The sequence below is a fragment of the Phyllobacterium sp. SYP-B3895 genome (assembly GCF_009647635.1).
Lineage (GTDB): Bacteria > Pseudomonadota > Alphaproteobacteria > Rhizobiales > Rhizobiaceae > Phyllobacterium > Phyllobacterium pellucidum.
On the sequence record NZ_WJIG01000005.1, the window covers coordinates 192,737 to 214,687 of the forward strand.

The 21,951-nt window shown below is 59.3% G+C and carries 19 protein-coding genes, 1 tRNA gene and 1 riboswitch; of the genes, 6 read left to right on the forward strand and 14 right to left on the reverse strand.

What is annotated here, in order from left to right; genetic code table 11:
* Positions 1-127: 127 nt before the first annotated feature.
* Both GF108_RS21925 and GF108_RS21930 read left to right on the forward strand, forming a co-directional pair.
* Positions 128-697 (forward strand): MarR family transcriptional regulator, encoded by a 570-nt coding sequence (locus GF108_RS21925; RefSeq protein ID WP_370462281.1) that lies wholly within the window; start codon positions 128-130, stop codon positions 695-697.
* Positions 698-768: 71 nt separating this feature from the next.
* Complete coding sequence (locus tag GF108_RS21930) at positions 769-1,989, forward strand: glycosyltransferase family 4 protein (RefSeq protein ID WP_153670438.1); 1,221 nt, start codon at positions 769-771, stop codon at positions 1,987-1,989.
* Between the two features lie 5 nt (positions 1,990-1,994).
* On the opposite strand, the gene GF108_RS21935 is transcribed toward GF108_RS21930, so the two are convergent.
* The 9 genes from GF108_RS21935 to GF108_RS21975 all read right to left on the reverse strand — a co-directional run bounded on the left by GF108_RS21935 (position 1,995) and on the right by GF108_RS21975 (position 11,209).
* Positions 1,995-3,161 (reverse strand): type IV secretion system protein, encoded by a 1,167-nt coding sequence (locus tag GF108_RS21935; protein ID WP_153670439.1) that lies wholly within the window; start codon positions 3,159-3,161, stop codon positions 1,995-1,997.
* Positions 3,162-3,359: 198 nt separating this feature from the next.
* A complete protein-coding gene (locus tag GF108_RS21940; protein ID WP_153670440.1) occupies positions 3,360-5,789 on the reverse strand; it encodes a VirB4 family type IV secretion system protein in 2,430 nt (809 codons plus the stop codon).
* The gene (locus tag GF108_RS21945; protein WP_153670441.1) at positions 5,786-6,085 is read right to left on the reverse strand and encodes a type IV secretion system protein VirB3; all 300 of its coding nucleotides are present in this window, start codon (positions 6,083-6,085) and stop codon (positions 5,786-5,788) included. The genes GF108_RS21940 and GF108_RS21945 overlap by 4 nt, the downstream gene beginning before the upstream one ends.
* A 149-nt stretch (positions 6,086-6,234) precedes the next feature.
* Positions 6,235-6,534, reverse strand: a complete 300-nt coding sequence (locus GF108_RS21950) for a TrbC/VirB2 family protein (protein WP_027232981.1) — start codon at positions 6,532-6,534, stop codon at positions 6,235-6,237.
* A gap of 5 nt (positions 6,535-6,539) precedes the next feature.
* Entirely contained in the window at positions 6,540-7,211 is a 672-nt protein-coding gene (locus tag GF108_RS21955) for a lytic transglycosylase domain-containing protein (RefSeq protein WP_153670442.1), read from the reverse strand.
* Positions 7,208-8,305: a P-type DNA transfer ATPase VirB11 gene (gene virB11, locus GF108_RS21960; RefSeq protein WP_153670443.1), complete on the reverse strand. Its 1,098-nt coding sequence runs from the start codon at positions 8,303-8,305 to the stop codon at positions 7,208-7,210. The genes GF108_RS21955 and virB11 overlap by 4 nt, the downstream gene beginning before the upstream one ends.
* 33 nt (positions 8,306-8,338) lie before the next feature.
* On the reverse strand, positions 8,339-9,676 hold the full coding sequence (locus GF108_RS21965; protein WP_153670444.1) for a TrbI/VirB10 family protein: 1,338 nt from the start codon (positions 9,674-9,676) through the stop codon (positions 8,339-8,341).
* 4 nt (positions 9,677-9,680) lie between these two features.
* Positions 9,681-10,484, reverse strand: a complete 804-nt coding sequence (virB9, locus tag GF108_RS21970) for a P-type conjugative transfer protein VirB9 (protein WP_153670445.1) — start codon at positions 10,482-10,484, stop codon at positions 9,681-9,683.
* Positions 10,485-10,486: 2 nt separating this feature from the next.
* Entirely contained in the window at positions 10,487-11,209 is a 723-nt protein-coding gene (locus GF108_RS21975; protein ID WP_153670446.1) for a virB8 family protein, read from the reverse strand.
* A 439-nt stretch (positions 11,210-11,648) separates the two neighbouring features.
* On the opposite strand from GF108_RS21975, the gene GF108_RS21980 reads away from it, so the two are divergent.
* Together GF108_RS21980 and GF108_RS21985 are read left to right on the forward strand one after the other, a co-directional pair.
* The gene (locus GF108_RS21980; protein WP_370462278.1) at positions 11,649-12,884 is read left to right on the forward strand and encodes an adenylate/guanylate cyclase domain-containing protein; all 1,236 of its coding nucleotides are present in this window, start codon (positions 11,649-11,651) and stop codon (positions 12,882-12,884) included.
* A 411-nt stretch (positions 12,885-13,295) separates the two neighbouring features.
* Positions 13,296-14,351 (forward strand): nucleotidyltransferase domain-containing protein, encoded by a 1,056-nt coding sequence (locus GF108_RS21985; protein WP_153670447.1) that lies wholly within the window; start codon positions 13,296-13,298, stop codon positions 14,349-14,351.
* Positions 14,352-14,408: 57 nt separating this feature from the next.
* Here the strand turns inward: GF108_RS21985 and gcvP are convergent, their stop codons facing one another.
* The 3 genes from gcvP to gcvT are packed head-to-tail and all read right to left on the reverse strand — an operon-like array spanning position 14,409 to position 18,708.
* On the reverse strand, positions 14,409-17,210 hold the full coding sequence (gene gcvP, locus GF108_RS21990; RefSeq protein WP_153670448.1) for an aminomethyl-transferring glycine dehydrogenase: 2,802 nt from the start codon (positions 17,208-17,210) through the stop codon (positions 14,409-14,411).
* Positions 17,211-17,215: 5 nt separating this feature from the next.
* Positions 17,216-17,584, reverse strand: a complete 369-nt coding sequence (gcvH, locus tag GF108_RS21995) for a glycine cleavage system protein GcvH (RefSeq protein WP_027232989.1) — start codon at positions 17,582-17,584, stop codon at positions 17,216-17,218.
* 5 nt (positions 17,585-17,589) lie between these two features.
* Positions 17,590-18,708, reverse strand: coding sequence for a glycine cleavage system aminomethyltransferase GcvT (gene gcvT, locus GF108_RS22000; protein WP_153670449.1), 1,119 nt, complete (start codon positions 18,706-18,708; stop codon positions 17,590-17,592).
* A 154-nt stretch (positions 18,709-18,862) separates the two neighbouring features.
* Positions 18,863-18,960, reverse strand: a riboswitch (glycine riboswitch).
* 183 nt (positions 18,961-19,143) lie between these two features.
* Between gcvT and GF108_RS22005 the strand changes: the two genes are divergently transcribed.
* A complete protein-coding gene (locus tag GF108_RS22005; RefSeq protein WP_153670450.1) occupies positions 19,144-19,383 on the forward strand; it encodes a type II toxin-antitoxin system Phd/YefM family antitoxin in 240 nt (79 codons plus the stop codon).
* A gap of 128 nt (positions 19,384-19,511) precedes the next feature.
* Here GF108_RS22005 and GF108_RS22010 read toward each other — a convergent pair whose 3' ends face one another.
* Positions 19,512-20,558: an adenylate/guanylate cyclase domain-containing protein gene (locus GF108_RS22010; RefSeq protein ID WP_246664078.1), complete on the reverse strand. Its 1,047-nt coding sequence runs from the start codon at positions 20,556-20,558 to the stop codon at positions 19,512-19,514.
* A 93-nt stretch (positions 20,559-20,651) separates the two neighbouring features.
* Between GF108_RS22010 and GF108_RS22015 the strand changes: the two genes are divergently transcribed.
* A complete protein-coding gene (locus GF108_RS22015; RefSeq protein WP_153670452.1) occupies positions 20,652-21,590 on the forward strand; it encodes a threonine/serine dehydratase in 939 nt (312 codons plus the stop codon).
* Positions 21,591-21,660: 70 nt separating this feature from the next.
* On the opposite strand, the gene GF108_RS22020 is transcribed toward GF108_RS22015, so the two are convergent.
* Positions 21,661-21,737, reverse strand: a tRNA-Met gene (locus GF108_RS22020).
* Positions 21,738-21,951: the final 214 nt, after the last annotated feature.

Consider the following 21,951-nt stretch of genomic DNA (forward strand, 5'->3'; position numbering starts at 1 on the left):
AGAGTATTACTGCAGAGAATGTGACAGAAAAAAGTTCTTTTGGTGGGGAAATCAACGAGGGAGACCCGAAAACATACTTGTAACTTACTTCAAAATTTGAAGTAAAATTGACTAGGAGAGAAGGATGATACAAAAACTTCTACACGAAGGAGTGGAAGTCGAAACATCTATCGACGGCTTCGCGGCCGCCGATTTCCCTGAAATATCAGCCGACAACAGGAAGGCGAAGCCCGCAAACCATGCGGTTGTCGTTACACACTTCGAACTGGCGCGCATGATAGAACGCGTCAATCGTCGCTTTGCTGGCGTGCTGCGCAATGAGATGACGAAACTCGGAATCGAAGATGTGGGGCCGGCCCAGGCGATGGTTCTTTTGGCGATAGGGGATGTCGAACTTTCGGTTGGAGAACTCTTGGATCGCGGCCACTATGTCGGTTCCAATATCTCGTACTATCTGAAGCAACTGGCTGACGGGGGCTATATCGACAGGGTTGCTTCGCAGCGGGACAAGCGCTCGGCGCGTATCAGACTGACTGAAAAGGGCGAGCAATTGTGTGCCGATCTGCGCAACGCAGGCGGAACCTACAACCGATTGCTCGCACGGGACGCAGAAGACCTCCGCAACCTGGAAATCGCCTTCCAAACCTTGCATCGACTCGAACTGGTTTGGGGCAATGCCACGCGTTACGGCCTATGATTTGCCTTTGAGCGATCCCAACCAAACGTCAGGCAACCATCGCTGTTCCTCTTGGGACCGTTTCTGACGTCATGCATGTGGCATTCGTTCATCGGCGTGGATTCGGGCAGTTTGCGGCATTGGCCTCCCACCTTGCCGAAACTGGCCACGATGTCAGCCTGATCAGTGAATCTGTCGACCGGCGTATTCCATCGGTCCGCGTCATTCGGCATCGAGTCGAGCCCGGTCCCCGGGCCGACAGCCAAATGGCGCGGCACCTCGGCATCCCGGATCACCATGTCCGCATCGGCCATCGCGTCGCGGAAACCCTCGACGCGATGGTTCGCCACGGCGAGCGGCCGGATATCGTCATCGGTCACATCGGCTGGGGTAGCATGATGTTCGTCAAGGATGTATTGCCGCAGGTTCCAGCAATCGGCTACTGCGAATTCTTCTATCGCGCTGAAGGCGCTGACGTCGGGTTTGCGCCTGACGACGTTCCCGATCTCGATACACGAAAGCGCTTGCGGCTGCGCAATGTGGCGCAGCTTCTCACGCTTGAGGCGATCGATGGGGGGGTGAGTCCGACCCGCTGGCAAAAGAGCCTTTATCCGGCGGCGGCCCAACGGCGGATAGCCGTGTGCCATGAAGGCGTCGACACGCAGCGCTTTCGTCCCGACCGCAACGCGACCCTGAAGTTTCCGGATGGGCGCGTACTAAAGCCCGGCGATCCGCCCATCGTCACATTCGTTTCCCGTGATCTCGAGCCCTACAGGGGATTTCCTCAGGCGCTCGCCGCGGCGGCAAAAGTCATCCGCAGCAATCCTGATGCCATTTTCGTCTTTGTCGGTGGTGATGGCGTCAGCTATGGCGCTCCTCCGCCGGGAGGCGGTTCGTGGAAAGATAAACTGCTGGCCGAGCACGATATCCCGGCGGACCGCATCGTCTTTCCCGGCGCCATCTCGCACGATCTTTTGCGCAAGCTCTACCAGGTCTCGGCGGCGCATATCTATCTCACCTACCCCTTCGTCCTTTCCTGGTCGGTTATAGAAGCCATGTCATGCGGCGCGTTGATCATCGGTTCCGACACAGCACCGGTCCAGGAGGTGATCCGCTCGGGACAGAACGGTCTGCTCGTTCCCTTTTACGACACCGACGCACTCGCCGGCACGATCCTCGACGTTCTCAAGGCGCCGGAGAAATTCATGCCATTGCGCGTTGCAGCGCGGCGCACCATCGAGCGCAATTTTAGGCTGATCGACTGCATCGGGCGCCAAAAGGCCCTGATCAATACGGTCTTGCAGGGCAACTGAGACCGCTATCTATTCCTGGTCTGCCGGTTGATTGCGGCATTGCGGTCCTGAACGTCACGCAGGCTTGTATCCGCCGAACCACCGGCAATCTGGCCACCGCCCGAGCCATAAGCGCCGCCGCCAGCCGGTCCGGCTATTCCGCCGCCGCCGCGCCGGCCACCGCCCACCATATTGGTAACGATGCGAACGATGCGATCGCTGCCGAAGGCATCGCTGATCCATTCCTGCGTGCTTGTCGCGATGCGCCCCGCAAAGGGCACGATCTGTGCCATGAGAAACATGCCGGCAATACAGATCAGCACGAAAGGCGCCACGTCCTTGATCATCAGCGGTGTATCGGGATTGCTGACGGCCTTGAACAGAACCATGATGTTGGCGCGGACGCCGAGAATATAAAAGCTCAGGAAAGTGCTGAGGAAGATCGGGACCAGCATGGCCTGGAGCGTACCCGTCAGCCAGCCGGAGAAGAAGCGCGACGGTATCTTGAACATCAGTAGGATGATGAAGATCGGTGCCAGCGCCAGCATGACCCATAACCCCATCTTGGCGAACAGCATCAGGAACATTGCATAGCCGACGAAGAGCGCGGCGGAGATCCAGACAATTGCCGACTGCAACGAGGTCGTCAGGACTGTCTCGAGCGGGTTCGTCGGCGGCTTGCGCGCCGGCGCGGCAGGTTGGGCTCCCGGGACAGGCTTGCCGTCTGGCCCTAAAACTTCCGGAGCGGCGGCTTGCAACGCCGTCGCTTCCCGTTCGATCTTCACCGACGCCCGGACAGCAATCGAATAGATCGTCGAAATATCGGTGGCGACTGTCCCGACTGTCATCGCCTTGCCGGTATCCGGATTGACGATGTTGTTGAGCATCACATTGTTGCTGACAAAAAGCGGCGCCATGGTCACAACCTGATAGACCGCAACCTGGAACGGCCCCCAACTGGTGGCAAGAAAGAAAATCACTGCGAGCCGAAGCATGCGGAATGCAGCAGTAACGACATTCGTGTCGCCGCGCCCCTGCCAGAACTGAAAGCCCCAGAAGACGAGGTAGAGCACCATCAGCCCGCTGAGCACCGGCGTCATATAGGCGGCGAGAACGCCGTAAGTGGTTGCCGTGAAACTCTTGCCGAGTGCATCGATGTTGGACGACAGGGCAGCAATGAAATTTGGCTCCATGCCGCCCGTCCTATAGTGGCTGCTGGACGATGATATTCGTCAGCGCTTCGTTGACCGGCAGCAGCGGCCCGCAGTCATCGACCGGTCCGAACGACAGCGCGGATGCGGGCAAATCACACGGGGTCTTCAATTTCTGCCGGCTCGCACAGCCTGAAGCAAGCAATGTGGCAAGCAGAATTACGCATACACAAGTTACTCTCACACCTTTACTCCTTGCCCGCAAAAGGCGGGCAACCATTGCTTGGGATCGTCGCCGAGCTTCTCCCTGAGGGCATTCAGTTCCAGTATTGTCTCCGCTCGTCCCGAAAGAACCTTGAGGAGGTCGTCCATTTCCGTCAGGCGCAGGCGGGCGATGACTGATTCCTGGCCGTGCTTGATCAGAAAGCAGCGGCTTGCCGGATCCGTCGACTTGATCCACTCCATTTCGCGCGCCGATAGGCCGAGCCCGCCGGCATGACTTTCGAGGTCGGCGCGTGGATTGGGGAAGAAAATATGCGTCGCACTCTGCTCGATCAGCGTATGGGCGATGTTCGAATTGACGATATCCGATGTGCTCTGCGTGCCGAAGCCGATGATCCCGTTGAACTTTCGAATCGTCTTCATCTTGTCCCTGATGAAGGCCGCAAACACCGGGTCCTCCAAGAGCCGCCAGCCTTCATCGAGGAAGATCTGGATCGGCGTCCCGTCGAGGAGTTCGTCGAGGCGGTGGAAGATGTACATCAACGCCGCGCTGCGGGTCTGCGGATCGTCGAGGATCTTGGTCATGTCGAAGCCCGCAACGTCTGACCAGGTAAAGCGATCGACAGGATTGTTGAAAAGCCAGCCGACCTGGTCCGGCCGCAGCCATTTTTCGAAGCGCGCCAGCAGATCGTTCTCACCGGCGCGAATACGTCCTCGCAGCAGCGTGGCAAAGGCCGGCAATGATCTCCCCTCAGGGGTCGTCGTGAGAATTTGGGCGATTGCCGAGCGGATGACGCTTTCTTCGCTTGCGGGCAAGGGCTGTCCGTCGGGCCGGCGCAGCATCAGCGAAAACAGCTGGAACAGGAATTCACGATTGGGACCGGTATCGCTGAGCTGCAGCGGATTGAACCCGGTCGGCTCGCCCGGCTGCAGTATCTCGTAAGTGCCGCCAAGCGCGCGGATGAAGATCTCGCCGCCGCGGTCCTTGTCGAAGAAGATGCAGCGGGGCGTCGGCTTGATGCGCTGCGACTGGGCCATCAGGAAAGATAGGGCAACGGTCTTGCCCGATCCCGAGGGACCGACCATGGTGAAATTACCAAGATCGCGCACGTGGAAATTGAAGAAATAGGCGCTCTGACTGGTTGTCTCCAGAAGCGAGATAGCGCTGCCCCAATGGTTGCCGTCGCGCTTGCCGCCCGGGAAATTATGCAAGGAAAGAAACCCGGCAAAATTTTTCGACGAGATCATCGCCGAGCGCGCCTGATAGGAGAAGTTTCCCGGAAGCTGCGCCCAGAATGCCGCCTCGCAGTTCAGATCTTCCCGCAACCAGATGATAGACTGGTCCGTGAGCGTCGCGCCGACCGAGCGGATGCAACGGTCCAGTTCGGCCTTGTCGTTGCCGAGGCACATGATCGACAGATGGTGCTCGCCATAGATGGAACGCGAACTCAAAAGTTCGTCTCGCGCGCCGACAAGCTGGTTGCCGATGATGGAGCCGGCTTCCTCAGCCATGGCGATCTGGCGTGAAACGCGCTCGATCTGGTTTTGTGCAACCGGCTTGTCGATAATGGAAAAACTTTGGCTGACGATGAATTCGTGCGGCACCTTCAACAGGCCATCAAGGAGGAGGGGGCCCGTATAGGAAGGATATTCGCGCACCGACAGCATGGCGCCGAGGCGGGAATCGGCAGGCGGCGTCGCGCCGACGAACTCGACGGCATTGCGGCCGAAATGCAGGCGCTTCATCGCCAGCGCGCCGTCAAGCGGCATGCGCGGCAGACGCATCTTGACCGGCTCGATCCCGTTCAAAATCTGGACGAGGAATTCGAGCGGCTCGGAATAGAAAATGCCAGGTTCAGTCTCGCGGATGCCGAGGAGCTTGACCTGATAATCCTGCAGGACCTCGCGCACACCGAGGACGGCATCGCGCAGTTCGCGCAATTCCTCGGCTTCGCCCTGCCGCGCGCCCTTGGGTTGGCCCTTGCCGCCGCGCGCAAAAATGCCCTTGGCGATGGTTTCAATCATGCCGACCTGGCCGCGCAGCGGCCGCCGGACGATGGTGATGTACATCTCGTTGACGAACATGCGCCGCTGCTCAAGCTGCGCCATATAGCGGCGGTTCAATTCGTCGGCGAAGGGGTTGGTGAACTCGCCATCGAGCTTCGGTTCGAGCCGTCGGCGGATCATGTGGCCATAGACGGCATACCGGCTGTTGCCGAGCGTGCGCAGGATGGTGTTGCGCCCTTCGAGCTTGCCGTTGATCTGCGCCATGTCGGCGGTTTCGAAGCAGAAGCCTTCGACCTTGAGTACGCTCAGGAGCAGGCCGTCCTTCGTGCGCAAGGTAGTATCGTCCACATGGCGCGTATAGGGCACGTTGGCGGCGACGGAGCGTTCGCGCGTCGCCTGGGCGCCGTAGCGCATTTCCTTGCGGACAGCGCGCGACATCATGTCGGATCTCCCGGCGCGTAGCTTTTGACACCCCAGAGGGTGGTGGACTGCGGCGGTGTCTTGGCGGCCTTGACCCGCAAAATATTGAATATCTGTTCGTCGCGCAGTGTCAGGAAATAGCCGAAACTGTGGATAGGGAGCACGAGGAAGAGCGTGAACAGGCTCTTCGTCGCCAGAAAAATGACCGCCGTCACCACCATGTTGAACATGGCATACATATACGGCACGCCGAACAGGGTCGGTGCGCGTGTCAATGCCTTGACCAACGAGATCATGTCCGGCGCTTCCTCAGTCATCTCATACCCTTTCCGGCGAAACCGGCCGCAATCGCAAACGCTGATCCGGCACGCTGCCGCCTGTCCGCACCGAAGATGCGGACCTGCACATCCAACCTTGCTCTCGTCACTTTAAGTCTCCGATCGGACGGGCCGATCCTGCCCCGGTCCTAGTGGCCCAATGCGCCCTGGAAGAACGAAACGATCTGTGTCGATCCGAAAACCAGGACGATGCCCATGATGACGGAGCCGGCGATACCCCAGGTAAACCGGCCGGTCCAGGCAAGGAAACCGCAGCTTATGACGGCAAGAATGGCCAGCATCGACGCGATCGGCCCCGTCAGAATGTTGATCATGGTCTGCAGAACAGAGGATACTGGCTGCAAGCTGGACTGTGCGAAGGCTTCGCCGGCAAAAAATGTAAGTGACAGAGCCAATGCAGCCCCGGAAATGCGCAATCTATTAAACATTCTGACTACTCCACATGTAATACAAATCCTTGAGTCCATTCCTCCGGCTTGGCAGGTTGGCCCTCGTTCTTCTTGCCCGCCGTCCGCTTTTCGCCGTCGGACGCTGGCACTCCAAGCGACTTCCACCCGTAGAGATCGGTAAGAATGGCCGAGACATAGCGAACGGTTTCGGGATAGAGCGGTATGCCGCGATTTTGGTCGACGGCACCCTCACCGGCATTATAGGCGGCGAGCACGTAAAGCGGGTTCTGGTAACGTTTCTGCAGGAAGCGCAGGTACCGTACCGCGCCGCGGACATTGTCTTCCGGGTCGCAGATATCGACGCTGAAGCGCTTCGCCGTGGCAGGCATCAGTTGCATCAGCCCCACGGCGCCCGCGCTCGAAACGGCATTCATGCGAAAGCCGCTTTCCTGCCTTGCGATGGCGAGGAGGAAGTCGAGGTCGAACGCTTCTTCGTCCGCTATCTTGCGGATGATGATTTCACCCTGTTTTGCATCCGGCACCTTGCTGAAATCGCAGCCGGCAGGTTTCGCGGCAATCGTTGCACTGGGCGGATTGACCGGCGCCGCTTCCTCGATGACCGTCACCTTGACCGGCGCATCTTCAGCGAGCGCCACGCTCACCGAACCGGCAGCAATCACGGCGAAGGAGGTCAGCAGGAGACAAATCCGGTTCATTGCTTGCGCCCCAGCGGAACGACACCGGGCTCCTGCATCTTTGAAAAGTCGTTATAGGCAGCTGGTCTTTGCCGTCCGGAGCGCACGAACGGGTCGTAGAAGATTTCGGTGACGACACCCGGCCGCCCATCGCGCCGGCCGAGCTGGACCACAAGCGGCACCGTCGCGCGCAACATCTCGACGATCTCGACCTTCGTAAGGCCAAGGCCGCCGCCGCTCCCTTGCATGACGAGCAATGCGAGACGCGTATAGGCAGCGCTCGGCGAATTGGCATGCACGGTCGACAGCGAACCGGGGTGGCCCGTGTTGATGGCCTGCAGGAAGTCGATTGCCTCGCCGCCGCGGATTTCGCCGAGCAGCAGCCGGTCTGGCCGCATGCGCAGCGATGCTTCAACAAGATGGCGCGGATCAACGCGGGCGACGTTCTGGTTGCCGCGCGTCGCAATGAGGCTGACGTGATTTTCCTGCGGCGGCGTCAGTTCCGGCGTGTCTTCAATCGTGATCAGGCGTTCGTAACCCGGAATCTCCTGCATCAGCGCGTTAAGGAACGTCGTCTTGCCCGAACCGGTACCACCCGAAATTAGCATCGATACGCGCCGGCACACGGCTTCGCGCAGGAAAGACTCGATGTTGCCGCGCGCAACCAGGTCGCAAAGCAGCGTTTCATCATCGGTCAATTGATAGGCGCTGTCGGTGACAAGGGTCGAGCGAAGTGCCCCAGAGGCCGCATAATCGTCGAGGACGAGTTGGCGTGTCACCTGACGGCGAATGACGATAGCGCCGCCCTTTGGTGCAGCCGGCGGCAGCACCACCTGGACACGCGCGCCATCAGGCAGGGTCGCCGAAAGAATAGGCTCTTCCTCGTTGATGAACTGGTGGCTTGCAGCGGCAACCCGCTCAGCCATGAACCGCATCCGCTCCGCTGTCAGCTCCGGCATGGCGTAGCGCATCATGCCCGGCTGGCCAACCCGTTCAACGAAGGCGATTCCCGGTTCATTGATGCAGATTTCGACGACATCGGGAGACTGGAGAAAGCCGCGCAGAGGTGCGAAGGCGAGATCGATGAGATCAGAGAGTGAGGCGGCGTAACTCATCGCGGACCACCTCCGAGCCTGACTTGAATGCCGTCAATATTTGCCATCCCAGCCTCGCCCACGTTTGAGTTCCTTGAGCTTCTCCTGAACAGGATCGGGATAAAGTTCGGAAAAATCGAGATCGCGCCGCACGAAGATCGCAACCGGTGTGCCCTGGTTGATGCTGATCGTCGGCTTGATGTTCATCGTGCTTTTGAGAACCTCTTGCCCGACCTGCGCGAGCCCCTGGGCAGCCGCGCCAAGTGCCTTGTTGCCAAGGTCTTGTCCGACATTGTTGTCGGGATAGATGGTGTTGACGGTCGTCTTGCCCGTAATCGGATCGGTAATCTGCGTCGTAATCGGACCGGTGTTGTAGGTGGTGGCACGTGAACCTGTGTCCGCGAACGCCTGCGCGCCAAGGCTGAGAAAGCTCAGCACAAAAGCCGAACCATACTTGGCGAGGTAGTGATTATTGACGTCGCCGGCCGAGCCGGAGACGCCAAGTTCATCCGTGCCGATGGAGCCAAGGTTGAGCGAGACACCATCGGCGCGAAGCAGCCGGTTCCACACGATAAAGGCGCGCTTCTGGTTCTGCTCGACTCCTGCATTATATTCGCCGATCATGCGCGAACCCGAGGGGATGAGCACGCGGCGCCCATCGAAGGACCACACATCCTCCGTCGTTACGGCGCGCACCATGCCGGGCAGGTCGGTCTGCACCGCCGTTTCGAGGACACCGCGGATCATCGTGCCTTGCGGCACCAGCGCGTCGATGCGCTTGGTCTGTTCAGCCGTCGCGACTTCCACCGGTTTGGCGGCCAAGGCCGAGAGGAACTGGTTGTTCGGGTTGGTGTCCTGGAAGGTTGCGGCGCTCTTTTCCTTTTCCGCCTGTTCCGGAGTCTTGCCTGCCTGAGCCAGCGGGTCGACCTGGCCGCCGGTCTCGGTCACGACCATGGGCGAACGGTAGCGCTCCCATCTCTTCTGGTCGTTTTCGGATTCGCGCGCCAACCGTTCGGCCTCGAGTGCCTTGCGCTCTTCGGCGAGGCGGCGCGCCTCTTCCTCGGCGGCCTGCTTTGCCCGCTCGAGTTCGGCGTCCGTCGCCGAGGTCCCGGTTGGCTGCATCGGCGCTGCCGCCGGCGCTTCCGGCTCCGGCGGCGGCACGTTCAGCTGCACTTTTGCTGGCGGTGCCAGGAATTCTTCGTTCTCATTTGATTCCACATTGTCCGGCGCCTTCGGCTGCGCCAACCAGAACGGCATCGCCAGAAGGGGAATCGAAACCATGCCAAAAAGTACGACGATGGCAGCCTTGCTCAAGCCGCGCTTCGGCTCCGACAGTTGCGACTGCGCGCTTTCCTCGAGTTCGACGCTTTGATGATAATTCGGATCAGGCATGGCGCTACCTCATCCGCTCATTGGAAGAAGTGGTCCTGGCCGCAACGGCCGATCCACCGATCTTCTGCATATTGAACAGGCACAGCGCGAGGTCGCCGCGCCGCAGCATCCACTGCCTGGCGATCTTGTCGACGACCAGATAATCGCCTTCGCGGCGGAAATTGGCCAAGATTTCCCGCTTGCCGCCTTCGACAATGAAGATCGAGGGAATGTCACCGTCAAACTTGAACCAGGTCTTCACCCCATCGTCGAAGGCGTAGGTCGGCTTCAACTCGCCGTCGCCGCGGAACTGGTAGTTCGTATTGGAATTCTCGAACTGGAAACTGGCGCGGTTGGGTTCGGAGACGAGGCGCTGCGCTTCCGCGAGCAGTCGCGAATCCGCCTCCTCGTCCGGATAGCGGAACTTGACCAGATAGGTCTGGTCGCCTTCAGATTCGGCATGGGCCCGCAGGATGAACGTGTAGACATGCTTGTCGCTGACGACGTTCATGTTCGTCGTCGTCTTCGCCTCGACCGGCTTCAGGAAGATGATGTTGCCACGCTTGTTGGGCTCGATCTTCCAGGACAGACTGTCACCCACCGCTACCGTTTCAATCTTCTCGGTATCGCCGAGGACGATCATCGTCGAGACGCCGTGGGTTGCGTCGACCGAGACGACATTGGCGGGATTGTAGTTGACGGTGCGTACACGCGCATCGGCCTGACCGCGCTTCGGCGCAATTTCGGCGAGGACCGGGCTTGCGGCGAGAACCCCGGCGCAAACGAGCGGCGCAATCAATTGCAATCGGCAAACGGAGAACAGCGTCATGATCAATGCCCCTGTTCCGATGCCGGCACGCTTTCCTGATCGCGGCGGTAGTCCTGGATCTGAAAGCCGAGCGGATTGTCGAACCGCCACTCATTGGTCATCGGTTCGCGCGAATAGCGGAAATGCATGAGCGCCACCCAATGCTCTTCGGGCCCCGTATCCTGACCGACGCGCTGCGTGGAAAAACGCACGATGGCGGTTTTGTTGTTGGGTATCTGAATTGACTTGATGGTCGGAAGCACGCGGGTCTGGCGGCCAAACCGATTGACAGGGTTGGTCGGGCTGGAGGGGCCGTAGAGGTTGAGAAGATCCCGCTGCGCATCCCCGGTCGAAAGGAGTTGCGCCAGATCGAAATTGTCCTGAACGGAAGCAGGATCATAGGTCTCGCGCGCCTTGACGTAGCGAACCACATCCATCCGGGTGATCGCTTCCGACTGCGTCAGGTCGCCCTCGGCGAGCGGCCGCTTGATCTCCATGAAGCCCGTCGTCTTGTCGACCTCGATGACATAGGGCTCGAAGCTTTTCAGCGGCAGGAGCAGGGCAAGGCAGGCCATGGCGAGGCCGGCGAGCAGGGCGCTGAACCCAGCGACGATCCAGGCAACGCGCCTTGACCGCTTCACCGTACGAATAACGTCGTTTTCCCAGCGCACCGCTTCGCTGAAATAGCGTGAATCGAGACCTTTGTCCGGCGTCAGGGTCGCCGTGTCGCCGCCACGCTCAACCATTGGAACACAGCAACCCGAAAGAATGAACGCAACGAGAAAATGCCGAACTCAAAATCAACCCGCCTGAAATAAATTGCAATATATTGCCAACCGTAAATTCGGTTCACTAAAAAGAAAAGCAAAAGTCGTCCATCGCCTTGCTTTTTTGATTCAAGCAAGATTTATCAACACTCGGATTCGTTGTATTCTCAAATTTATGCCACGTTATGCGTGTATTTAGTTGCGGGTCCTGTGTCAATGAGACTTTAGTACTATTCCAACCCGGTGATATGCTGATAGAAATGATTTTTTCCATGTATTATGAATGACTTGGAGCATTTCGCAACAGCCTGTGGATTTCTCGATCCCAATCTGGGACGGGCACTTGCCGCTGAGAATTCTTGGTCAAATGTGCAGGTCGTGCTACCTCTTTTGTCAGTTGCAGCATGGGTGAAGAACCGTGACCGAAGCCGAAATTGTCGAAATCGAAACCTGGCTCAATGCCCAAGGCATCTGCGGTGCAACCGAAACCGATCTCATGAACGGGTTCTGCGATCGATGCGTTGCAGCGGGCATCAAGCTCGAACGCGGGAATACATTCGTCGATACGCTCCATCCGATCTATGAGGGGAGGGTGTTTCTCTGGCGGCGCGAGGGGAAACTGGAACGCACCATCATCGAGTATGGCTCGTCGCAAAGCGGCGAGAGCGCCGAGAATTGGCAGGCATCGACTTTCTATCATTTGCTGGAGATCGGCGAAGTCGAAATGCGGCACAGGCTGACTGCCGACGAAACACCTTCGTTTCGCCAACTCGCTTCGATGCGAGACGAGGGCTGCACAGACTATTTTGCAATGATCGTCCCTTTCTCGAAGCAGGGCAGCATCGGCGAAATGGATGGATTCTACTCGTCCTGGGCCTGCGACCATGAAGAGGGTTTCAGCGATGCGGACATCGTCGCCCTGCGACGGCTGGTAAGCAGTCTTGCACTCGCGATGAAATGCGCTTCGCTGACGCGGATCGTAAGGACCCTGGCGGAGGTTTACCTTGGCCACGACGCCGCCAAACGGGTGCTTGCCGGCCGCATCAATCGCGGCGCCGCCGATCGCATCGAGGCCGTCCTCTGGTATTCGGATCTTCGTGATTACACGCGCATTTCCGACGCTGCAGCGCCCGACGCCATCATTCCCATGCTCAACGATTATGCAGAGGCCGTGATATCGTCGATCCAGGAGATGGGCGGCGACGTGCTCAAACTGATCGGTGACGGTACGCTCGCGATCTTTACCGATGGCGATTCCGCCGACGCAGCCACGGCCGCCTTGAAGGCCCAGGCGCTCCTGCGCAAGAAGCTGATCGTTCTCAACCGGCAACGGGTCGAAGCCGGACAACCCGCGACCAATGTCTATCTCGGCCTGCATATTGGCGAAGTGTTCTTCGGCAATATCGGCAGTGACACACGACTTGACTTCACGGTGGTCGGGCCTGCTGTAAACGAGGTCAGCCGTATCGCTTCGATGTGCCGGTCCGTCGACCAGGAGATCCTGATTTCGGAGCGCTATGCTGCCACGCTGCCGGATGCATTCCGCTTGAAACTGGTCTGCGTCGGCCGCTTCGCCTTGCGCGGGGTAGGGCGTGCCCAGGAACTCTTCACCATCGACCCCGCGATCATCCAGAAGGCCATGGCGTCAGTGTAAAGTTCTAACATCATTCATTTTAGTTCCTTCGGAGAGGTGAGCGCTGGTTCTCCCGCAAGTCGCACTTCAAACTTGAACCCACCTCCTGAACCCTTTGCGGCGTAATCTATCTTATGGAACTCCGCTGTTCGCCTGATCGATACGACAAGGTTTTGGAAAACCTGCACTATCTGTTGATTACTCCCCTGCAACATCGTGGCGGTGGGGCGGTCTCCGTCGCTGTCGCTGGGAAGTTATATTTTGCGCGCAGGAATGCCCATTGAGTGAGCCAGCGCTAGCCGTCATTGGATTATCCCTTTTCAGCTCTATTTAATACCAAATAGGGATAATCCTGTTCAATATCGCTTTATAACATCGCTCAACCGAGATATTATCCCCCATACGATGCATTTCTCGTTCTTGTGGGATAAGATGAATAATTTCAAAGAATTATCGTCAGATCAGATTCGCCAGCTTGTCGATACCGAGCAGGTTTATGAATCCTATAAGGCGAGTTCGAAGGAATACGACCAGCGCTTTTCCGGCTCCATGTCGTGGAAGACGAGCACGAATGCCAAGGAATACCTCTACAAGAAATCCGGCGGTATCTGGAAATCACTTGGTCCGCGTTCCACGGAAACCGAAACGACATACGGCCAGTTCCACGCCGGTCGCGAGACCTCGAAGGAGCGCGTGGGCAGCCTTGCGCAGCGTCTCGATGAGCTTGCTCCGGTCAACCGCGCCATGTCGCTCGGACGCGTACCGCTATTGACGGCCCGCATCATCCGCGCCCTGGACAAACTCGGGTTGATCGGCACCGCCATTGACATCGTCGGAACCAACGCCCTCTTCGTCTACGAGCGCCTTGCGGGGGTACACATCACGAGTGGCCTTCTCTCGACGCAAGACGTTGACCTTCTCATGGACTCGAGATTCAGCCTGCGCTTGATCAGCAAGACCTTTTCGCAGAAAGGGCTGATCGGAATCCTGCAAAAAGTCGACCATTCCTTCGTACCACTGGCGAAGAACAGCTACAGGGCAGCCAACCGCGACGGCTTTCTTGTCGATCTGATCAAGCCGACGCCGAAGAACATCATGTCGGGGGATGGCAGGTCAGGATTCAGCTCCGACGACCAAGACCTGCGCGCCGTTGAAATCGAAGGGCTCGCCTGGCTCGTCAACAGTCCCAAGGTTTCGGCCGTCGTGATCGACCAACGCGGCTATCCGCTCACCTTTTCCTGTCCGGATCCCCGGGCCTTCGCCCTTCATAAATTGTGGCTGTCGCGTCGTACGGACCGCGATGCTGCCAAACGCTCGCGTGACGGCATGCAAGCCCGGGTTGTTGCCGAACTCATCCGCACGCGGTTGCCCCACCTTCATTTCGGTTCCGAGGACCTTCGGGCCATGCCGGCGGCGCTTCGCCGGCTTGCCGAAGAATTCAACGTTTCGGATAGTACCGACGAAGGCAGTCTCACACCCAATTGGTGAAGAGCAACGGTGCAACACGAAGCGCCCCCTTCCCAAGGAGAAGGAGGCGCTTGGCACTTAGCTATAGGCCTGCATCGGCGGACATGAGCAGACAAGGTTGCGGTCTCCGGCCACGTTGTCGATGCGCGAGACCGGCGGCCAATATTTCGGGTTCTCCTCGCTCGGTCCGGCCGGCAGGCTGGCCTCGCTCCGGCTATAGGGATGCGCCCAATCGTCGGCCAGAACATCACCTGCCGGATGCGGCGCGTTGACGAGTGGATTGTCGTCCTTCGGCCACGCTCCGCTCGCAACCTTTGCCGCTTCACCGGCGATTGCGATCATGGCATCGCAGAACCGGTCGATCTCGCGTTTCGATTCCGATTCCGTCGGCTCGACCATCAGTGTCCCCGGAATTGGCCAGGACATGGTCGGCGCATGGAAGCCGTAGTCGATGAGCCGTTTTGCGATGTCTTCGACGGTCACGCCGGCGCTTTCTTTCAGCACCCTTGTATCAAGGATGCATTCATGCGCGACGCGGCCATTGCGGCCCTTGAACAGCACCGGATAGTGGTTCTCGAGCCGGCCTGCAATGTAGTTGGCGTTGAGGATGGCCATTTCCGTCGCGCGCTTCAGGCCGTTTGCGCCCATCATCCGGATGTACATCCAGGTGATCGGCAAGATCGATGCGCTGCCGAAGGGGGCCGCTGAAACAGCGTGGCCTGTATTGAGCTCGACATGTCCCGGCAGGAAGGGAGCAAGGTGGCTCTTGACACCGATCGGGCCGACGCCCGGTCCGCCGCCGCCATGCGGAATGCAGAAGGTCTTGTGCAGGTTCATATGGCATACGTCGGCACCGATATCACCGGGACGGGCCAGCCCGACGAGCGCATTGAGATTGGCGCCGTCGAAATAGACCTGCCCGCCATGCGCATGAATGATGGCGCAGATGTCCTTGACACCCTCCTCGAAGACGCCATGCGTCGAGGGATAGGTGATCATCAGCGCCGCCAGATTGGCACCATGCAGTTCCGCCTTGGCCTTCAGGTCGTCGAGGTCGATGTCGCCCGCTTCCTCGCAGGCGACGACAACGACGCGCATTCCCGCCATATGGGCGCTGGCGGGATTGGTGCCATGCGCCGATTCCGGAATGAGGCATATGTCGCGATGCGCATCGCCGCGATCGAGATGATAACGGCGAATGGCAAGGAGACCGGCATATTCGCCCTGACTGCCAGCATTCGGCTGCAGGGACACCGCATCGAAGCCCGTGATTTCCGCGAGCCATGTTTCGAGGTCATCCGTGAGCGCCTTATAGCCGAGCGCGTGATCGACCGGGGCAAACGGGTGAACATTGGCGACGCTCTGCCAGCTCACAGGCAGCATCTCGGCCGCCGCATTGAGCTTCATCGTGCAGGAGCCGAGCGGGATCATGGCCCGGTCGAGCGCAAGATCCTTGTCGGCGAGGCGACGAAGGAACCGCATCATTTCCGTCTCGGAGCGCTGCTGATGGAACACCTCCTGGGTCATGAACCCCTCTGCGCGGCGTTCGCTCGGCAGACGCATGTCCGTATCATCAGGCAAGATCGCGCCGAACAGGGCGGCGAGAGCCTGCAAATCCGCCTCGGTCGTGGTTTCGTCAAGCGTGAGGCCAAGCCGGTCCTGATCGATGATCCGAAGCAGGCGTCCATCCTTTTCCGCAGTGGCGGCAATCTCCCCCGCCGTGCCCGGCACATCGACGGTAAGCGTGTCGAAGAAGCGCTTGCCGGCAAGCCCGATGCCTGCGGCCTCCAAAGCAGCGGCAAGGCGGACCGCCTGGCTGTGTACGCGCGAAGCAATCGCCTGCAGCCCCTGTGGTCCATGCCAGATGGCGAAGGATACTGCCATGTTCGCCAGCAATGCCTGCGCCGTGCAGATGTTGGACGTCGCCTTGTCGCGGCGGATGTGCTGTTCGCGTGTTTGCAGGGCAAGCCGATAACCAGGGCGGCCCTTGCTGTCCACGGACTGGCCGACCAGCCTGCCCGGAATAAGACGCGTAAGAGAATCGGTCACGGCAAGATAGGCGGCGTGCGGACCGCCATAACCGACGGGCACGCCGAAGCGCTGCATCGATCCCGCGGCAATATCGGCGCCGAGCGATGCCGGAGGTGCGGTGATCGTCAACGCCAAAGGATCAGCGACCGCTATCACCAGAGCGCCGGATGCCTTTGCGTCCCGAATGGCGGCGGAGTGATCCCTGTAGACGCCATATGTATCCGGCCAGGGAACGATGATCGCTGCCACTTCAGCGTCGATTACACCGCCGTTGACGCTCATCCCGAGTGGTTCGGCGCGGGTGCGAACCACGTCGAGAATCTGCGGATGCACATCACCGGCGAGAACAATGCGGGTACGCTTCTCGCGATGATGCCGGTAGGCGATGCCGACCGCCTCGGCCACGGCCGTCGCCTCGTCAAGCAAGGACGCCGACGCGACCGGCAAGCCGGTCAATTCGGTCACGAGGGTCTGGAAATGGAATAGAAGCTCGAGCCTGCCCTGACTTATTTCTGATTGGTACGGCGTATAGGCCGTGTACCAGGCAGGGTTTTCGAAAAGGTTGCGCTGGATAACGGCGGGCACATGAGTCCCGTGATAGCCTTGCCCGATGAAGCTTTTGTGGGTCTTGTTCTGCGCCATCTTAGCCGAAAGTTCAGCGAGCGCTTCGGCCTCATTCACTGCTTCGGGAACGTCGAGGGGACGCTCGAGCCGGATGGATTTCGGTACCGCCTGGGAGATGAGCGTTTCGAGGGAGGGAATGCCAACTGCCGCCAGCATGGCACGCGAGCCCTGAAGGCTTGGTCCAATGTGGCGGTCGGTGAACGGAAAGATGCCCTTGTTCTGCATGATAATCAGCCGATAATTGCTTTGTAGCCGGCTTCATCGAGAAGGCCGGTCAATTGATTGGTATCCGCAAGCTTCATTTTCCACAGCCAGCCATCGCCGGCCGCCGAAGAATTGACCAGGGCCGGGTCGCTGGCCGCTGCCTCATTGACCTCTGTCACTTCGCCATCGACCGGCGCGTAGACGTCCGAAGCGGCCTTGACCGACTCGACGACGACGGCAGCATCGCCCTTCGCCAGCGTTTGCCCGACTTCCGGCAATTGCACGAAAACGAGGTCTCCCAATTGGTCCTGCGCATGGTCGGTAATGCCGACTGTCGCAATCCCGTCTTCAACGCGCAGCCATTCATGATCTTCAGTGAAATAAGTGACAGCCATTTCAATTATCCTTTGTGGTAACGATGTGTAACGAAGGGAAGCGGGTGGACATGCAGCGCGATGCGGCTGCCGCGTATCTCGGCAAAAACCTGTGAACCAGTCGGTGCGAGCGCCTTCTCGACATAGCCCATGGCAACCGGGTGGCCCGCCGACGGACCAAATCCCCCGGAGGTAACGATCCCGACAGGGTTGCCGCCGGCATCGACAAGCGTCACGCCGGACCTGACAGGTTGGCGCCCCTCGGGCTTCAGGCCGACGCGCTTGCGCCCTGACCCGGCGGCGAGCTTGGCCTGTAGCGCTTCAGATCCGATAAAACCGCCCTCACCCCGGACTTGCTTCGATATGGCCCAGGTAAGCCCCGCATCGACCGGATCGATCTCCGACGTAATGTCCTGGCCATGCAGGCAAAGGCCGGCCTCGAGCCGCAAACTGTCACGCGCGGCGAGCCCAATCCATGTCACGCGGTCGTCCGCGAGAAGCTTGGCGACAAGTGCGCGGGCGTCCGCTTCCAGAAGGCCGATCTCAAAACCATCTTCGCCCGTATAACCCGAGCGGCTCATGAACCAGCCAGGCTGCGGCTCGTACCCATGCATAAATTCAAGATCGGTACCGGCAATGCCTGCCTTGTGCAAAACATCTGCCGCTTGCGGGCCCTGGATTGCCAGGAACACGCGGTCAAGGGCATCGATGCTGGCATTGAAATCCTTGCCGAGTTCGCGCAAATGTGCCTCATCCACCGCGGCATTGCCGGCATTGGCGACTATCATGAAGCGTTCGTCGCCGAGCGGCGTGACGATGAGATCGTCGATAATCCCAGCCTGTTCATTGAGAAAGAACGTATATTTGGACTGGCCGGTCGCGAGCGAGCCCGCGTCGAGAGGACAGGCACGGGAGAGGAGCGCCGCGGCGCCCTGCCCGGCGATCTCGAAAAGCTGCATATGCGAGATATCGAACAAACCCGCCTTTTCGCGCGTATGCAGGTGTTCCTTCATCACGCCGAGCGGATAGGTGATCGGCATCGACCAGCCGGCAAAGCCGCCGAAGCGCGCATTTGCCGCTTCGTGCAGGTCGCCAAGCGGCAGCGATTTCAGTTCGTCGGTTTCAGAATTGACTTCAGCGCCCATTTTCACTCCAGAGACATGCAAAGACCTCCGCCACAGCGACGGAATGATGCTTTACCCCTCTGTCGGAAGCCTGAGAGACTCGCTCGCGGCGCCTTGGCACCGGCTGAACTTACACCTTCGGCGCGGGGTCTCCCCCGACTTTCCAGAGTTGCCTTATCGGCTTGCGGTTCCTGGTACCTGAGAGATTTCGGGCGATTTCCCCTTCGGTGGACCGGTGCATTCGCACACTGGCCACTCTCCCGCAAGCTGACAGGGCCTTGCTTTCTTGCAAATCACAAGGCCCTCGACGTTCCGAACATATCGCACCGCACATGGCCTGTCATCGCTCTAATAGCAATTTTGACGCTTTACGGACAGAATTTGTCTGTATGAGAACATTCCGCTTGGCCACGGCTTGACCAAGCTGGCCTCCCCGACCCGCAGCAAGGACACAAAATGACCATCAGAATGAAAGTCGGTGAAGCGAAAAAGCATCTTTCCGAGCTTTTGGCCAAGGTCGAAGCCGGAGAAGACGTTGTGATATCGCGTGGCGACCATCCTGTCGCGCGTCTGACGCGCATCCCCGGCAAATCTGACGTCGCCGCTGTGATACAGGAGATTCTGGCTGCACAAAGGGGCCGTCAACCTACGACAGCTGAGGAAATCAAGGCCTGGATCGAAGAAGGCCGCCGCTGAGATTGGCTTTGATTATCGATGCGTCGATGGCCTCAAGCTATCTCGCACTGGCGATCAATCAAAACATGCCCCTTGCCACGCTTGACAGGCGCCTTGCCGTTGCGGCCCGTGCGGAGAATATTGAGGTTCTAGGCCCGCTGCGCCATGAGTTCTGACTGCTCACCGCGCGGCCGCACAAGGGCCATGACGCCGAGGCTCTGGCCCTTTCCCCGAACTGCATGAGTACCGAGATTGTTGCTGCGAATACCGTCGGGCAGCGTCAGCCGCGCGGCAAGATCGCTGGAGATCAGCACCGGCGCGTTCAAACTGCGGCAAAGTTGTTCGAGCCGTGCCGTCGTGTTTACCGTATCGCCGAAATAGGTGATCTTGTGGTGGTCCACCCCGATCTCGGCGGTAACCACCGACCCGCCATGCAAGGCGGCGCGCAGACGCGGCACGCGGCCGAATTCACTCAGCCACTTTTCCGAGTTTGCCTCGATCACATCGATGATGTCGAAGAGACACGCGATGCAATCGGCATTGCGCAGACCCCGATGCATCGGCCAGGTAATGATCGCAGCATCGCCGACATAGTCATCGATGGTTCCGTTGTGCCGCCGAACGGGTCCGGCAAACGCGGCAAAGAGCGCACCAAGGAACTGCTGAGCCCGCAGATCGCCGAATTCTTCGGCAAAGGTCGTGGACCCGACCAGATCGACGAAGAGAAAGATGCGCTCCTCCTCGATCGGTTTGCGATAGCGCCCGATCAGGAGGTTGGCAAAGATGTCGCGCCCGAGAAGCTCGCGTACGCGCGATACAAAGCTCAGGACCGCCAGAATGACAAGCGTGTAAATCCATATGCTCGTCGGCAGGATTGCCTCCTGCCACCAGGCCCCGGGAATAAAGCCAAGGGCCCAGAGCATGGTGCCGCAAACGAAGTAGCCCATACCGATGAGCAAATAATTGGCAAGGAGCGAGCAAAAGATATAGCTCGGGGTCGGTAGTGCATTGATCCGGTCGAAAAGTCGCGGGAACAGGTTTCCCCGTTCGAAGAGCAGCGGGGGAATGCAAAGGAACAGGGCGAAGACCGCGCCAATCGCCGATATTTTTCCGTTGTAGAAGTAGCCGTAGAACACGCCGCTGGCTGCTGCGGCAAGAAGACTTAAGATCCAAAAAACGATCGAATTTCTGTTCATAGCTCTTTCCATGGCGAAGATCATCATCGATAGGCCGTTGTCGTCGCTCGATCGATCTTGCTTTTGTGCCTAGCCGCGAAATATGGTGCGATCATGCCCATCGATATCACGCCTGAACGTATCACTGCTGTCGAAGAAATCATCCGGCCGCATATCCGGCACACGCCCGTGCTCAATGTGGATCTTGACGATTTCGGTATGGCCGGTCTCCCCGTAGCGCTCAAACTCGAATGTTTGCAGCACTCGGGGTCATTCAAAGCCCGCGGGGCCTTTACCAATCTTTTGACACGGCCGGTTCCCGCGGCCGGTGTCGTTGCCGCCTCGGGCGGCAATCATGGCGCGGCGGTCGCCTATGCCGCCATGCGGCTCGGCGTGCCGGCCACCATCTTCGTGCCAAGCGTCACCTCGCCAGCGAAGGCCGACAAGATTCGCAGCTATGGTGCAAAGCTCGTGATCGGCGGCGAGCGCTACGCCGATGCCCTCGAGGCGAGTGACCTATTCGTTGCCGAGACAGACGCGCTCGCCGTGCACGCCTATGACCAGGTCGAGACGCTGCTCGGCCAGGCGACGCTCGGGCGTGAAATCGAAGCGGACCTTCCGGAAACAACCACGCTGCTGGTTGCAGTCGGAGGCGGTGGTCTCATTGGCGGTATTGCCTCGTGGCTGCGCGGCCGCATCAAGATTGTCGCGGTCGAGCCGGAAAGTGCTCCAACCCTCAATCATGCGCTCGCGGCCGGTAAGCCCGTCGATGCACCCGCCGGCGGGATCGCCGCCGATTCGCTGGCGCCGCGCCGCGTCGGCGATCTCATGTTTCCAATCGCGCAAGCCTTTGTCGGCGCGTCAGTGCTGGTCGCGGATGACGAGATCCGCAAGGCGCAGCAGGCCTTGTGGGACACCGTCCGGATCGTTGCCGAACCCGGCGGGGCTGCAGCAATGGCCGCACTGCTCTCGGGCCGCTATGTCCCTGAAAAAGACGAGCGTGTCGTCGTCCTCGTTTGTGGATCCAACACCGCAGCGGTTCGCTTCGATTGAACTTGCCGTATAAACGCACGAAAGCCCGGGGGATGGCCGGGCTTTTGTGTGGATTGTTGTTATGTGATGTTGGTTGCGGGGACAGGATTTGAACCTGTGACCTTCAGGTTATGAGCCTGACGAGCTACCGGGCTGCTCCACCCCGCGTCAATTGGGTGCGGCATGCGCTTGCGCTTTGGCCTTTGGTGCGCGGGCTTGCGCTTGCATGGAAAGGGCCGTTTGGTGCGGCGCTTATGTTTGTTGTTGTGTGTTTGTCGAGAAGCTTTGTTTGTTGCGTTTGGCAGACCTGGCAGCGACCTACTCTCCCGCGTCTTGAGACGAAGTACCATTGGCGCAGGGGCGTTTCACGGCCGAGTTCGGA

Bases quoted from the DNA above. Each gene is read 5' to 3' on its own strand.
- GF108_RS21975 (WP_153670446.1), bottom strand. From the start codon at position 11,209: ATGGTTGAGCGTGGCGGCGACACGGCGACCCTGACGCCGGACAAAGGT.
- GF108_RS21950 (WP_027232981.1), bottom strand. From the start codon at position 6,534: ATGTTTAATAGATTGCGCATTTCCGGGGCTGCATTGGCTCTGTCACTT.
- gcvP (WP_153670448.1), bottom strand. From the start codon at position 17,210: ATGCAGAACAAGGGCATCTTTCCGTTCACCGACCGCCACATTGGACCA.
- GF108_RS21965 (WP_153670444.1), bottom strand. From the start codon at position 9,676: ATGCCTGATCCGAATTATCATCAAAGCGTCGAACTCGAGGAAAGCGCG.
- GF108_RS22010 (WP_246664078.1), bottom strand. From the start codon at position 20,558: ATGAACAGAAATTCGATCGTTTTTTGGATCTTAAGTCTTCTTGCCGCA.
- GF108_RS22015 (WP_153670452.1), top strand. From the start codon at position 20,652: ATGCCCATCGATATCACGCCTGAACGTATCACTGCTGTCGAAGAAATC.
- GF108_RS21930 (WP_153670438.1), top strand. From the start codon at position 769: ATGCATGTGGCATTCGTTCATCGGCGTGGATTCGGGCAGTTTGCGGCA.
- GF108_RS21945 (WP_153670441.1), bottom strand. From the start codon at position 6,085: ATGACTGAGGAAGCGCCGGACATGATCTCGTTGGTCAAGGCATTGACA.
- gcvH (WP_027232989.1), bottom strand. From the start codon at position 17,584: ATGGCTGTCACTTATTTCACTGAAGATCATGAATGGCTGCGCGTTGAA.
- GF108_RS21935 (WP_153670439.1), bottom strand. From the start codon at position 3,161: ATGGAGCCAAATTTCATTGCTGCCCTGTCGTCCAACATCGATGCACTC.
- virB9 (WP_153670445.1), bottom strand. From the start codon at position 10,484: ATGACGCTGTTCTCCGTTTGCCGATTGCAATTGATTGCGCCGCTCGTT.
- GF108_RS21940 (WP_153670440.1), bottom strand. From the start codon at position 5,789: ATGATGTCGCGCGCTGTCCGCAAGGAAATGCGCTACGGCGCCCAGGCG.
- GF108_RS21955 (WP_153670442.1), bottom strand. From the start codon at position 7,211: ATGAACCGGATTTGTCTCCTGCTGACCTCCTTCGCCGTGATTGCTGCC.
- GF108_RS22005 (WP_153670450.1), top strand. From the start codon at position 19,144: ATGACCATCAGAATGAAAGTCGGTGAAGCGAAAAAGCATCTTTCCGAG.
- GF108_RS21985 (WP_153670447.1), top strand. From the start codon at position 13,296: ATGAATAATTTCAAAGAATTATCGTCAGATCAGATTCGCCAGCTTGTC.
- virB11 (WP_153670443.1), bottom strand. From the start codon at position 8,305: ATGAGTTACGCCGCCTCACTCTCTGATCTCATCGATCTCGCCTTCGCA.
- gcvT (WP_153670449.1), bottom strand. From the start codon at position 18,708: ATGGGCGCTGAAGTCAATTCTGAAACCGACGAACTGAAATCGCTGCCG.